The sequence below is a fragment of the Citrobacter sp. C6_1 genome (assembly GCF_014596835.2).
Classification (GTDB): domain Bacteria; phylum Pseudomonadota; class Gammaproteobacteria; order Enterobacterales; family Enterobacteriaceae; genus Citrobacter; species Citrobacter pasteurii.
Genome location: NZ_CP115031.1, coordinates 4630554 through 4644112, shown reverse-complemented (window position 1 = coordinate 4644112; position 13559 = coordinate 4630554). Strand labels below are relative to the sequence as shown.

The window sequence follows — 13559 nt, the reverse complement described above, 5'->3', positions numbered from 1 at the left end:
GCGTAAGCCCTTTTTTTATGCCTGTAATTTCTGCAGGTGAATTAATAACCTGTCTATCGCCCGATAAGCAACGGCCTCCTGCAAGTGCTGGCGGGTGATATGGTCGCACTGTTCAATATCCGCAATGGTACGTGCGACTTTTATCAGGCGTAGCCAGGCGCGGATGGACAATCCAAGACGAGCTAACGTGTCCTCAAGCCAGTGCGCATCATCACTGCGAAGTATGCAAAATTTATGTATATCCTGACTGTCCAGATGCGCATTTAACTTATTTTGCCGCTGGTACTGACATTCCCGAGCTGCCAGAACGCGTTGTTTTACCGTAGCGCTGTCTTCTCCTTTCACCGCGTTCTGGCTGAGTATGCCGGGTGGTGGCAAGGGGATTTCGAGGGAGAGATCAAAGCGGTCAAGAAAAGGTCCTGATAGTCGATTAAGATAACGCAGTGTTTGTTCTGAACTGCAGCGGTTATGGTTCCCCTGATAATGGCCCGTTGGGCTAGGATTCATAGCAGCAATCAGTTGAAAACGTGCCGGGTAGGTTATTTTAGCCCGCGTGCGGGACAAATGGATCTGCCCGGACTCAATAGGCTCACGTAGTGCATCCAGCGTGCGTCGCTCAAACTCAGGTAATTCATCCAGAAATAATATACCGTTATGTGCCAGGGAGATCTCTCCCGGTGCGGGAATAGAACCACCCCCCACCATTGCGGTTAATGAAGCACTGTGATGCGGAGAACGAAAAGGGCGTTGCTTCCACTGTTTTTGTATCGTATCGGAATTGACCAGACTGAGGATCGCTGCACTTTCCAGCGCCTCATCGTTGCTAAGTGGAGGAAGCAGTCCTCTGAGGCGGCTGGCCAGCATGGTCTTGCCCGTACCAGGCGGGCCGATAAACAGGAGGTTGTGACCACCAGCGGCGGTAATCTCCAGCCCTCGTTTACCCTGTTCCTGACCGATAACATCACTGAGATCCTCTGGTGAAGGTTCGGCGGTAAAGTCTGCAGATTGCGGTTTGTCTAAATCATGCTTTCCTTCCAGGAATGCGCATACCGCCTGCAGGTGATCGGCAATCAGGCATCCTTCGCCGTGTAGTAGACCAACCTCTGCGGCATTCTCTTTAGCGACAATGATTCGCCGGCCTGCACGAATCGCTTCGGTTGCGCTTGATATAGCGCCTGGAACGCCGCGTAAAGCGCCTGTAAGCGCTAATTCGCCTACCAGCTCATAGGTATCGAGATTATGGGGTGTAAGCTGCTCAGAAGCGACCAGAAGCGCAACAGCGATAGGTAAATCATATCGACCCCCTTCTTTGGGGAGGTCAGCCGGAGCCAGGTTGATGGTTATCTTCCTGGCCGGGAATTCATACCCGCTATTAATAATTGCACTGCGTACCCGATCGCGCGCCTCTTTCACCGTCGTTTCAGGTAACCCCACCATGGTTAAACCAGGCAGACCATTGCTGATATGTACCTCGATGGTAATGGCTGGCGCATTCACGCCGAGTGCGGCGCGTGTGTGAACAATCGATAGTGACATAACCCCTCCTGAAGGGAACATTATGTCGCAATAGATACTGGCAGGATTCTGCATAATTGATGTTTTTAGATGCTTATTCCTGTGTTTTTGTGTAATCAGGAATTACTTGCTCCATGTCTGGAATCACGCTCGCAAATGTGTATGAGTGTGCCGAGGAAAGGGATCGCAGGTTGTGCTGATGCGCTGAAACGTGAAATATTTTCATTTTATATTTTTTGTATAAAAAACAACGGTATTTATCTAAACCGTTAACGGCGTCAGAAAAATGAAAACAAAAATATCTTGTGCTATTCGCAAATTCTATGGTAACTCTTTAGGCATTCCTTCGAACAAGATGCAAGAAAATACAAAAATGACAGCCCTTCTACGAGTGATTAGCCTGGTCGTGATTAGCGTGGTGGTGATTATTATCCCACCGTGCGGGGCTGCACTTGGACGAGGAAAGGCTTAGAAAACAAGCCTTAACGAACTAAGACCCCCGCACCGAAAGGTTCGGGGGTTTTTTTTGACCTTAAAAACAGACACGAGGAGCAGAAAGTGAACGGTAGCATAAAATTCTGTTTCTCAAGATTTACGGCGGGGATGTAACTATGAATGGGGCTCAGTGGGTGGTACATGCGTTGCGTGCACAAGGGGTTAAAACCGTTTTCGGTTATCCTGGTGGCGCAATTATGCCGGTTTACGATGCGTTGTATGACGGCGGCGTAGAACACCTGTTGTGCCGTCATGAGCAGGGGGCGGCGATGGCGGCTATTGGCTATGCCCGTTCTACAGGTAAAACCGGTGTATGTATTGCCACTTCCGGTCCGGGTGCTACCAACCTGATTACGGGTCTTGCTGATGCGCTGTTAGATTCCGTTCCTGTTGTGGCCATCACCGGCCAGGTTGCTGCACCATTCATCGGAACCGATGCGTTTCAGGAAGTAGACGTGCTTGGTATGTCGCTGTCCTGCACCAAACATAGCTTCCTGGTCCAGTCACTGGAGGAGTTGCCGCGCATTATGGCGGAAGCCTTCGCCGTGGCGAATTCTGGTCGTCCTGGTCCGGTTCTGGTGGATATCCCGAAAGATATCCAGTTAGCCAGCGGTACGCTGGAGCCTTATTTCACGACCGTAGAAGATGCGGCCGCATTCCCTCATGCTGACGTTGAGCAGGCGCGTAACATGCTGGCGCAGGCGCAAAAACCCATCCTGTACGTAGGTGGCGGCGTCGGTATGGCGCAGGCGGTTCCTGCCCTGCGTGAATTTATCGCGCTGACCCAATTACCGGTCGCTTGTACGCTGAAAGGTCTGGGCGCAGTTGACGCTGATTATCCGTATTATCTGGGAATGCTGGGGATGCACGGAACCAAGGCCGCGAATTTTGCGGTGCAGGAATGCGACTTACTGATCGCTGTCGGGGCGCGTTTTGATGACCGGGTAACTGGCAAGCTGAACACCTTCGCTCCGAACGCCAGCGTGATCCACATGGATATCGATCCGGCTGAGATGAACAAACTGCGTCAGGCGCACGTAGCGTTGCAGGGCGATTTGAATACGCTGTTACCGGCATTACAACAACCTCTGAACGTTGACGCCTGGCGTCAGCACAGTGCAGAACTGCGAGCAGAACATACCTGGCGCTACGATCATCCGGGTGAGGCCATCTATGCACCGTTGTTGTTAAAACAACTGTCGGACCGTAAACCAGCCGATAGCGTTGTTACGACGGATGTTGGCCAGCATCAGATGTGGTCTGCACAGCATATGACCTATACCCGCCCGGAAAATTTCATTACCTCGAGCGGCCTGGGTACGATGGGCTTTGGTTTACCTGCCGCGGTTGGCGCACAGGTTGCTCGCCCGAACGATACGGTAATCTGTATCTCCGGTGACGGTTCCTTCATGATGAATGTACAGGAACTCGGCACCGTAAAACGCAAGCAGTTGCCGCTGAAGATAGTTTTACTCGACAACCAGCGGTTAGGCATGGTGCGACAATGGCAGCAGCTGTTTTTCCAGGAACGTTATAGCGAAACCACCCTTACCGATAACCCCGATTTCCTCATGTTGGCCAGCGCCTTCGGCATACCTGGTCAGCACATCACCCGTAAAGACCAGGTTGAAGCGGCACTCGACACCATGCTGAACAGCGAGGGGCCATATCTGCTTCATGTCTCAATCGACGAACTTGAGAATGTCTGGCCTCTGGTGCCGCCTGGCGCCAGCAACTCAGAAATGCTGGAGAAATTATCATGATGCAACATCAGGTCGCCGTTGAGGCTCGTTTCAATCCGGAAACGTTAGAACGTGTTTTACGCGTGGTACGCCATCGTGGTTTTCAGGTGTGCTCCATGAATATGGAAGCCGCCAGCGATGCGCAGAATATAAATATCGAATTGACCGTTGCCAGCCTCCGGTCGGTCGACTTACTGTTTAGTCAGTTAAGTAAACTGGTAGACGTTGCACATGTTGCCATCTGCCAGAGTACAACCACATCACAACAAATCCGCGCCTGAGCGCAAAAGGAAGAAAAATGACGACGAAAAAAGCTGATTACATTTGGTCTAATGGCGAGATGATTCGTTGGGAAGACGCGAAGGTTCACGTGATGTCCCACGCACTGCATTACGGTACTTCCGTATTTGAAGGTATCCGTTGCTACGATTCTCACAAAGGCCCGGTGGTGTTCCGTCATCGCGAACATATGCAGCGTCTGCGTGATTCAGCCAAGATCTATCGTTTTCCGGTCTCTCAGAGCGTTGATGAGCTGATGGAAGCTTGCCGCGAGGTGATTCGTAAAAACAACCTGACCAGCGCCTATATCCGTCCGCTGGTGTTTGTTGGCGATGTGGGGATGGGCGTTAACCCGCCGGCGGGTTACACCACAGACGTGATTATCGCCGCGTTCCCGTGGGGGGCTTACCTTGGTGCTGAAGCGCTGGAACAGGGGATCGATGCGATGGTTTCTTCCTGGAACCGCGTTGCGCCAAACACTATCCCTACTGCGGCTAAAGCGGGTGGTAACTATCTGTCTTCGCTGCTGGTGGGTAGCGAAGCGCGTCGTCATGGTTATCAGGAAGGTATTGCGCTGGATGTGAATGGTTACATCTCCGAAGGCGCGGGCGAAAACCTGTTTGAAGTTAAAGACGGCATTCTGTTTACCCCGCCATTTACCTCTTCCGCGCTGCCAGGTATCACCCGTGACGCGATCATTAAGTTGGCGAAAGATCTCGATATCGAAGTGCGTGAGCAGGTGCTGTCCCGTGAATCGCTGTACCTGGCCGATGAAGTGTTCATGTCCGGCACCGCGGCGGAAATCACACCAGTACGCAGCGTCGATGGTATCCAGGTGGGCGAAGGCCGCTGCGGTCCGGTCACCAAACGCATCCAGCAGGCCTTCTTTGGCCTCTTCACCGGTGAAACAGAAGATAAATACGGTTGGTTGGATCAGGTTAACCAATAAACATAAATTTGGGGCGGCACGCACCGTCCCAATGATTAGACAGACGGGAGTATATACAGCATGCCTAAGTATCGTTCTGCCACCACCACCCATGGCCGTAATATGGCGGGTGCCCGCGCATTGTGGCGCGCCACCGGGATGACCGATGACGACTTCGGTAAACCGATTATCGCTGTGGTGAACTCTTTTACCCAGTTTGTGCCGGGCCATGTCCACCTGCGCGATCTCGGTAAGCTGGTTGCCGAACAAATCGAAGCCTCAGGCGGTGTGGCGAAAGAGTTCAACACCATTGCTGTGGATGATGGTATCGCCATGGGCCACGGGGGCATGCTGTATTCACTGCCGTCGCGCGAGCTGATCGCTGACTCTGTTGAGTACATGGTTAACGCCCACTGCGCCGATGCGATGGTCTGTATCTCTAACTGCGACAAAATCACCCCGGGGATGTTAATGGCCTCCCTGCGCCTGAACATTCCGGTGATCTTTGTTTCCGGCGGCCCGATGGAGGCCGGGAAAACCAAGCTCTCTGACCAAATTATCAAGCTCGATCTGGTTGATGCGATGATTCAGGGCGCCGATCCGAAAGTTTCCGACTCGCAGAGCGAGCAGGTTGAACGTTCTGCTTGCCCAACCTGCGGCTCATGCTCAGGGATGTTCACCGCGAACTCGATGAACTGTCTGACCGAAGCGCTTGGGTTGTCGCAGCCGGGTAATGGTTCTCTGCTGGCGACTCACGCTGATCGTAAAACGCTGTTCCTTAATGCGGGTAAACGCATCGTTGAGCTGACTAAACGCTACTATGAGCAGGATGATGCTTCTGCGCTGCCGCGCAACATTGCCAGCAAGGCGGCGTTTGAAAACGCCATGACCCTGGATATCGCCATGGGCGGCTCCACCAACACCGTTTTGCACCTGCTGGCGGCGGCGCAGGAAGCGGAAATTGACTTCACCATGAGTGATATCGATAAGCTGTCCCGCAAGGTTCCGCAGCTGTGTAAAGTGGCGCCAAGTACCCAGAAATACCATATGGAAGATGTACACCGCGCAGGCGGCGTGCTGGGGATTCTCGGCGAGCTGGACAGAGCTGGCCTGCTGAACCGCGACGCGAAAAACGTCCTCGGCCTCTCCCTGGCACAGACGCTGGAGCAGTACGATATCACCCTTACCCAGGACGAAGCGGTCAAGAAAATGTTCCGCGCTGGCCCGGCGGGCATCCGTACCACTCAGGCGTTCTCGCAGGACTGCCGCTGGGACACGCTGGATGACGATCGCGCCGAAGGCTGTATCCGTTCGCTGGAACACGCCTACAGCAAAGATGGCGGCTTAGCCGTGCTGTACGGTAACTTCGCGGAAAACGGCTGTATCGTGAAAACTGCGGGCGTGGATGACAGTATCCTGAAATTCACCGGCCCGGCAAAAGTGTATGAAAGTCAGGACGATGCGGTTGAGGCTATTCTTGGCGGCAAAGTGGTTGCCGGCGACGTGGTGGTGATTCGCTACGAAGGGCCGAAAGGCGGACCTGGGATGCAGGAAATGCTTTACCCAACCACCTTCCTGAAATCAATGGGTCTTGGCAAGGCCTGTGCGCTGATAACAGATGGCCGTTTCTCCGGCGGTACTTCGGGCCTCTCTATCGGCCACGTTTCACCGGAAGCGGCCAGCGGCGGTAATATCGCGATTATTGAAGATGGCGACATGATTGCTATTGATATCCCGAATCGTGGTATTCAACTGCAGTTGAGCGATGCGGAAATTGCTGCGCGTCGTGAAGCGCAGGAGGCTCGCGGTGACAAAGCCTGGACACCAAAAGATCGTCAGCGTCAGGTCTCCTTTGCCCTGCGCGCCTATGCCAGCCTGGCAACCAGCGCCGACAAAGGTGCGGTGCGCGATAAATCGAAACTGGGGGGTTAAGACGATGGCGGATTCACAACCCCTGTCCGGCACGCCGGAAGGTGCTGAATATCTCAGAGCGGTACTGCGTGCGCCGGTGTACGAAGCAGCGCAGGTCACGCCGCTACAAAAAATGGACAAGCTCTCTTCGCGCCTCGATAACGTAATTCTGGTGAAACGCGAAGACCGTCAACCCGTGCACAGCTTCAAGCTGCGCGGAGCCTATGCCATGATGGCGGGACTGACTGAAGCGCAGAAAGCGCATGGTGTGATCACTGCATCAGCAGGAAACCATGCCCAGGGCGTCGCTTTTTCCTCTGCGCGTTTAGGCGTGAAGGCGCTGATTGTCATGCCGACAGCTACCGCTGATATCAAAGTCGATGCCGTGCGCGGTTTCGGTGGCGAAGTATTGCTGCACGGGGCGAACTTTGATGAAGCCAAAGCCAAAGCAATTGAGCTGTCGCAACAGCAAGGCTTTACCTGGGTCCCGCCATTCGATCACCCGATGGTGATTGCCGGGCAAGGTACGCTGGCGCTGGAGTTACTGCAGCAGGATGCCCATCTTGACCGTGTTTTTGTACCGGTCGGTGGCGGTGGTCTGGCCGCCGGTGTCGCAGTGCTGATCAAACAGCTGATGCCACAAATCAAAGTGATTGCCGTTGAAGCTGAGGATTCTGCCTGCCTGAAAGCGGCGCTGGATGCCGGCCAACCGGTCGATCTTCCGCGCGTTGGCCTCTTTGCTGAAGGTGTGGCGGTGAAGCGTATCGGCGACGAAACTTTCCGTCTGTGCCAGGAATACCTCGACGACATCATTACCGTTGATAGCGATGCTATCTGTGCGGCGATGAAAGACCTGTTCGAAGACGTGCGTGCGGTGGCGGAACCTTCCGGGGCGCTGGCGCTGGCGGGGATGAAAAAGTACATCGCCCAGCACAATATTCGCGGTGAACGACTGGCACATGTGCTGTCCGGTGCGAACGTTAACTTCCATGGCCTGCGCTACGTGTCTGAACGCTGTGAATTGGGGGAACAGCGCGAAGCGCTGCTGGCGGTGACCATCCCGGAAGAGAAGGGCAGTTTCCTGAAATTCTGTCAGTTGCTGGGTGGGCGTTCAGTGACCGAGTTTAACTACCGCTTTGCCGATGCCAAAGATGCCTGCATTTTTGTCGGCGTACGCCTGAGTCGTGGTCTGGAAGAACGTAAAGAAATCCTCCAGTTGCTTAGCGACGGCGGCTACAGCGTCGTGGATCTGTCCGACGACGAAATGGCGAAGCTGCACGTGCGCTATATGGTTGGCGGCCGTCCGTCGAAACCCTTGCAGGAACGGCTGTTCAGCTTCGAATTCCCGGAATCGCCGGGGGCGCTGCTGAAGTTTCTGCATACACTGGGGACGCACTGGAATATTTCATTGTTCCACTATCGCAGTCATGGAACTGACTACGGCCGTGTACTGGCGGCGTTTGAGTTGGGTGAGCATGAACCTGATTTCGAAACGCGGCTGAACGAACTGGGCTATGACTGTCACGATGAAACACATAACCCGGCGTTTCGTTTTTTTCTCGCGGGGTGATGTTTGGGAAGCCTGATGGCACTGCGCCTATCAGGCCTACTCCCTGACTATCTGCCGGATAAGGCGCTTGCGCCGCCATTCGGCGGCTAGTGATTCGGCAATATCTTCCAGAAAGCATCAATAAGCGGCTCATGCAGCCGCTTTTTTTGTGCGCATACGCCCAGCTCGAACGGTGTTTTTTCGTCGCTACGTTCCAGAATCATCACGCGGTTACGTACCGGCTCCGGGCTGTTTTCCAGCACCACTTCTGGCAACAATGCTACGCCGCAGCCCAGTGCGACCATGGATACCATCGCCTCGTGACCGCCCACCGTGGCGTAAATCGACGGATTGCTGATTTTATTGCGCCGGAACCATAGCTCAATACGGCGGCGAACTGGCCCCTGGTCAGCCATGATAAAGGGTACCGTTGACCAGTCAGGGGCTTCTACAGAAATCTGATTGCGTACCGGGCAAGGCAGTGCTGGCGCTATCAATACCACAGCCAGATTCTCCAGCATGGAAAAGGCCACCGCGCCAGGCAGCGTTTCCGGCTTCCCGGCAATCGCCAGGTCGGCCTCGCCAGTGACTACTTTATCCATCGCATCGGCGGCATCACCGGTAGTGAGTTTGATTTCCACCGACGGGTGTTCGGCGCGGAAGCGGTCAAGGATCGGTGGTAAATGGCTGTAGGCGGCAGTCACTGAGCAGAAGATATGCAGTTCACCGGACAACGACGGTCCTTGCTGATCAATAGTATGGCGTAATTGCTGATACTGCAGCAGCGTCTGTTGGGCAAACACGCGCAGCTCCTCACCCGCTTCGGTGAGCGTGACCGTACGGTTATCTCGAACAAACAGCGGCTGGCCGAGGTCTTCTTCGAGACGCTGAATTTGCCGGGAAAGCGTGGACGGGCTGACGTGCATCGCCCGTGCGCTGCGGCCAAAATGGCGGCTTTCCGCCAGATGCAGGAACATTTTCAGATCGCGTAAATCCACAGACGAGCCTCCGGGTTTCTACGTTGCATAAATTGCAATGTGACGTTGTGAATATATCAATTTCCGCAATAAATTTCCTGTTGTAATGTGAGTCTAATCTCGCTGAAACGCGAACCGAATAATAAGCACCACAACACAACATCACGGAGTACACCACCATGGCTAACTACTTTAATACACTGAACCTGCGCCAGCAGCTGGCACAGCTGGGCAAATGTCGCTTTATGGGTCGCGACGAATTCGCCGATGGCGCAAGCTACCTTCAGGGTAAAAAAGTGGTCATCGTCGGCTGTGGCGCGCAGGGTCTGAACCAGGGCCTGAACATGCGTGACTCCGGTCTGGATATCTCTTATGCCCTGCGTAAAGAAGCGATCGCTGAGAAGCGTGCTTCCTGGCGCAAAGCGACCGAAAACGGCTTCAAAGTCGGTACCTATGAAGAGCTGATCCCGCAGGCTGACCTGGTGGTTAACCTGACGCCAGACAAACAGCACTCTGACGTGGTGCGTTCCGTACAGCCGCTGATGAAAGACGGCGCGGCGCTGGGCTATTCCCACGGCTTCAACATCGTCGAAGTGGGCGAGCAGATCCGTAAAGACATTACTGTAGTGATGGTGGCGCCGAAGTGTCCGGGCACCGAAGTGCGTGAAGAGTACAAACGTGGTTTCGGTGTTCCAACCCTGATCGCGGTGCACCCGGAAAACGATCCAAAAGGCGAAGGCATGGCCATCGCTAAAGCCTGGGCTGCGGCAACTGGCGGTCACCGCGCTGGCGTACTGGAATCCTCCTTCGTGGCAGAAGTGAAATCTGATCTGATGGGCGAGCAGACTATCCTGTGCGGTATGCTGCAGGCGGGCTCTCTGCTGTGCTTCGACAAGCTGGTGGAAGAAGGTACCGACCCGGCTTATGCAGAAAAACTGATTCAGTTCGGTTGGGAAACTATCACCGAAGCGCTGAAGCAGGGCGGCATCACCCTGATGATGGACCGTCTGTCTAACCCGGCGAAACTGCGCGCTTATGCGCTGTCCGAACAGCTGAAAGAGATTATGGCGCCGCTGTTCCAGAAGCACATGGACGATATCATCTCCGGTGAATTCTCTTCTGGCATGATGGCTGACTGGGCCAACGACGATAAGAAACTGCTGACCTGGCGTGAAGAGACCGGTAAAACCGCGTTCGAAACCGCCCCGCAGTTTGAAGGCAAAATCGGCGAGCAGGAGTACTTCGATAAAGGCGTTCTGATGATTGCGATGGTGAAAGCGGGCGTTGAGCTGGCGTTCGAAACCATGGTTGATTCCGGCATCATCGAAGAGTCTGCTTACTACGAATCATTGCACGAGCTGCCGCTGATTGCGAACACCATCGCCCGTAAGCGTCTGTACGAAATGAACGTGGTTATCTCCGATACCGCAGAATACGGTAACTACCTGTTCTCTTACGCATGCGTACCGCTGCTGAAAGAGTTTATGACTACCCTGCAGACCGGCGATCTGGGCAAAGCGATTGCCGAAGGTGCGGTAGATAATGCTCAACTGCGCGACGTGAACGAAGCTATTCGCGGCCACGCTATCGAGCAGGTTGGTAAGAAACTGCGTGGTTATATGACGGATATGAAACGTATTGCAGTTGCTGGCTAAATAGGATGTCGAGTGGCGCTTGCGCTTACCCGACCTACGCACAGCAGATGTAGGCCGGATAAGGCGTAGCCGCCATCCGGAAAAAAAGCCCGGCGCCTGAACGCTCCGGGCTTTTTATTAGTTACGGTACAGCACTTTAATGATGTGGTAACCGAACTGTGTGTGCAGCGGGCCAGTTGGCTCCAGCACCGGGCAAGAGAAGACGACTTTATCGAACGCCGGGACCATCTGGCCCTGGCGGAACTCGCCTAAATCACCGCCGCGTTTGCCTGATGGGCAGATGGAATGCTTTTTCGCCAGCTTACCGAAGTCGGCGCCGTTTTTAATCTGTTCCAGAAGATCCAGTGCCAGTTTCTCTTCTTTAACAAGGATATGCACTGCTGCTGCTGTTTTTGCCATGATCGTGCCTTGAGTGGGGTGGTTAAGGCTGGCTATACTACCACGCTGTTATTTTCCCCTCCCGACTTTCATGAGTGACCCTTTATGCGTTTGAATCCCGGACAACAACAAGCCGTCGAATTTGTCACCGGACCTTGCCTGGTGCTGGCGGGAGCGGGTTCCGGTAAGACGCGCGTTATTACCAATAAAATTGCGCACCTGATCCGCGTTTGTGGCTATCAGGCACGCCATATCGCGGCGGTGACTTTTACCAATAAGGCCGCGCGTGAAATGAAAGAGCGCGTGGCGCAGACGCTGGGTCGTAAAGAGGCGCGTGGATTGATGATCTCCACCTTCCACACTCTGGGGCTGGACGTCATCAAGCGCGAATATGCGGCGCTGGGGATGAAGTCGAATTTCTCGCTGTTTGACGATACCGACCAGGTGGCTCTGCTTAAAGAGCTGACCGAAGGGTTAATTGAGGACGATAAACTCATCCTTCAACAGCTGATCTCAACGATCTCCAACTGGAAAAACGATCTGATGACCCCGGCGCAGGCGGCGGCCAGCGCTAAAGGTGAGCGCGATCGTATTTTCGCGCACTGCTATGGTCTGTACGACGCGCATATGAAGGCGTGTAACGTTCTCGACTTTGACGATCTGATCCTGCTCCCCACGCTGCTGTTGCAGCGCAATGAAGAGGTACGTGAGCGCTGGCAAAACAAGATTCGCTACCTGCTGGTGGATGAATATCAGGATACCAACACCAGCCAGTACGAGTTGGTGAAGTTATTGGTGGGCAGCCGTGCACGCTTCACCGTTGTGGGTGATGACGATCAGTCGATTTACTCGTGGCGTGGTGCGCGTCCGCAAAACCTGGTGCTGTTGAGCAAAGATTTTCCGGCGCTGCAGGTGGTTAAGCTGGAGCAGAACTATCGTTCTTCCGGACGTATCCTGAAGGCCGCAAATATTCTCATTGCTAACAATCCGCACGTATTTGAAAAGCGGTTGTTCTCTGAGCTGGGCTACGGACCTGAGTTGAAAGTACTGAGCGCCAACAACGAAGAGCATGAAGCGGAACGTGTGACCGGGGAGTTGATTGCTCATCACTTTGTGAATAAGACGCAGTATAAGGACTATGCGATCCTGTATCGCGGCAACCACCAGTCACGGGTGTTCGAAAAATTCCTGATGCAGAACCGCATCCCGTACAAAATTTCCGGGGGGACATCGTTTTTCTCGCGTCCGGAAATCAAAGATCTGCTGGCCTACCTGCGTGTGCTGAGCAACCCGGATGACGACAGCGCGTTTCTGCGTATTGTTAATACACCGAAGCGTGAGATCGGTCCGGCGACCCTGCAAAAGTTGGGTGAGTGGGCCATGACGCGGAATAAAAGCCTGTTTACCGCCAGTTTTGATATGGGGCTTAGCCAGACGCTGACCGGCCGCGGTTATGATTCTCTAACCCGCTTTACGCACTGGCTGGGGGAAATCCAACGCCTGGCGGAGCGTGAGCCGGTTGCCGCCGTACGCGATTTGATCCACGGCATTGATTACGAATCCTGGCTGTATGAAACCTCGCCGAGCCCGAAAGCGGCAGAGATGCGTATGAAAAACGTCAACACGTTGTTCAGTTGGATGACGGAGATGCTGGAAGGCAGTGAGCTGGAAGAGCCGATGACCCTGACTCAGGTTGTTACCCGTTTTACCCTGCGCGACATGATGGAGCGCGGAGAAAGCGAAGAAGAGCTGGACCAGGTGCAGTTGATGACGTTACATGCCTCAAAAGGGCTGGAGTTCCCGTATGTGTTTATGGTGGGAATGGAAGAGGGCTTCTTACCTCATCAGAGCAGCATTGATGAAGACAACATTGATGAAGAGCGTCGTCTGGCCTATGTCGGCATTACCCGTGCACAGAAAGAGCTTATCTTCACGTTGTGCAAGGAGCGCCGTCAGTACGGGGAGCTGGTGCGCCCGGAGCCGAGCCGCTTCCTGCTTGAACTGCCACAGGATGATGTAATCTGGGAACAGGAGCGTAAAGTGGTGAGCGCTGAGGAGCGGATGCAAAAGGGGCAGGCCAGCATTGCGAATATCCGGGCTATGATGGCGAAAGCCAAAGAGAAGTAATAT

Annotated in this window: 11 protein-coding genes; 8 read left to right on the top strand and 3 right to left on the bottom strand. The window is 54.1% G+C overall.

All coding sequences use genetic code 11. The annotated features are described in order from the left end of the window. Nucleotides 1-15 precede the first annotated feature (15 nt). Complete coding sequence (locus tag IB196_RS22205; protein WP_188232247.1) at nt 16-1536, bottom strand: YifB family Mg chelatase-like AAA ATPase; 1521 nt, start codon at nt 1534-1536, stop codon at nt 16-18. A gap of 352 nt (nt 1537-1888) precedes the next feature. Between IB196_RS22205 and ilvL the strand changes: the two genes are divergently transcribed. The 6 genes from ilvL to ilvA all read left to right on the top strand — a co-directional run bounded on the left by ilvL (nt 1889) and on the right by ilvA (nt 8440). Continuing rightward, the gene (ilvL, locus tag IB196_RS22200; protein ID WP_001311244.1) at nt 1889-1987 is read left to right on the top strand and encodes an ilv operon leader peptide; all 99 of its coding nucleotides are present in this window, start codon (nt 1889-1891) and stop codon (nt 1985-1987) included. Between the two features lie 139 nt (nt 1988-2126). Next, a complete protein-coding gene (gene ilvG / locus IB196_RS22195; protein WP_040230054.1) occupies nt 2127-3773 on the top strand; it encodes an acetolactate synthase 2 catalytic subunit in 1647 nt (548 codons plus the stop codon). Continuing rightward, complete coding sequence (ilvM, locus tag IB196_RS22190) at nt 3770-4033, top strand: acetolactate synthase 2 small subunit (protein ID WP_040230055.1); 264 nt, start codon at nt 3770-3772, stop codon at nt 4031-4033. The genes ilvG and ilvM overlap by 4 nt, the downstream gene beginning before the upstream one ends. Before the next feature lie 17 nt (nt 4034-4050). Continuing rightward, the gene (locus IB196_RS22185; RefSeq protein ID WP_003018014.1) at nt 4051-4980 is read left to right on the top strand and encodes a branched-chain amino acid transaminase; all 930 of its coding nucleotides are present in this window, start codon (nt 4051-4053) and stop codon (nt 4978-4980) included. Nucleotides 4981-5040: 60 nt separating this feature from the next. Continuing rightward, nucleotides 5041-6891, top strand: coding sequence for a dihydroxy-acid dehydratase (gene ilvD, locus IB196_RS22180; RefSeq protein ID WP_005133366.1), 1851 nt, complete (start codon nt 5041-5043; stop codon nt 6889-6891). A 4-nt stretch (nt 6892-6895) separates the two neighbouring features. Further along, nucleotides 6896-8440 carry a threonine ammonia-lyase, biosynthetic gene (gene ilvA, locus IB196_RS22175; protein ID WP_040230057.1) on the top strand — a complete coding sequence of 515 codons (1545 nt, stop codon included), beginning with the start codon at nt 6896-6898 and terminating at the stop codon, nt 8438-8440. 86 nt (nt 8441-8526) lie between these two features. Here the strand turns inward: ilvA and ilvY are convergent, their stop codons facing one another. Next, nucleotides 8527-9417: an HTH-type transcriptional activator IlvY gene (gene ilvY / locus IB196_RS22170; protein ID WP_005133364.1), complete on the bottom strand. Its 891-nt coding sequence runs from the start codon at nt 9415-9417 to the stop codon at nt 8527-8529. Between the two features lie 158 nt (nt 9418-9575). Between ilvY and ilvC the strand changes: the two genes are divergently transcribed. Continuing rightward, a complete protein-coding gene (gene ilvC, locus IB196_RS22165) occupies nt 9576-11051 on the top strand; it encodes a ketol-acid reductoisomerase (protein WP_005133363.1) in 1476 nt (491 codons plus the stop codon). 117 nt (nt 11052-11168) lie between these two features. On the opposite strand, the gene ppiC is transcribed toward ilvC, so the two are convergent. After that, the gene (gene ppiC, locus IB196_RS22160) at nt 11169-11450 is read right to left on the bottom strand and encodes a peptidylprolyl isomerase PpiC (RefSeq protein ID WP_003017999.1); all 282 of its coding nucleotides are present in this window, start codon (nt 11448-11450) and stop codon (nt 11169-11171) included. A gap of 84 nt (nt 11451-11534) precedes the next feature. On the opposite strand from ppiC, the gene rep reads away from it, so the two are divergent. Continuing rightward, nucleotides 11535-13556, top strand: a complete 2022-nt coding sequence (gene rep / locus IB196_RS22155) for a DNA helicase Rep (RefSeq protein WP_005133360.1) — start codon at nt 11535-11537, stop codon at nt 13554-13556. Nucleotides 13557-13559: the final 3 nt, after the last annotated feature.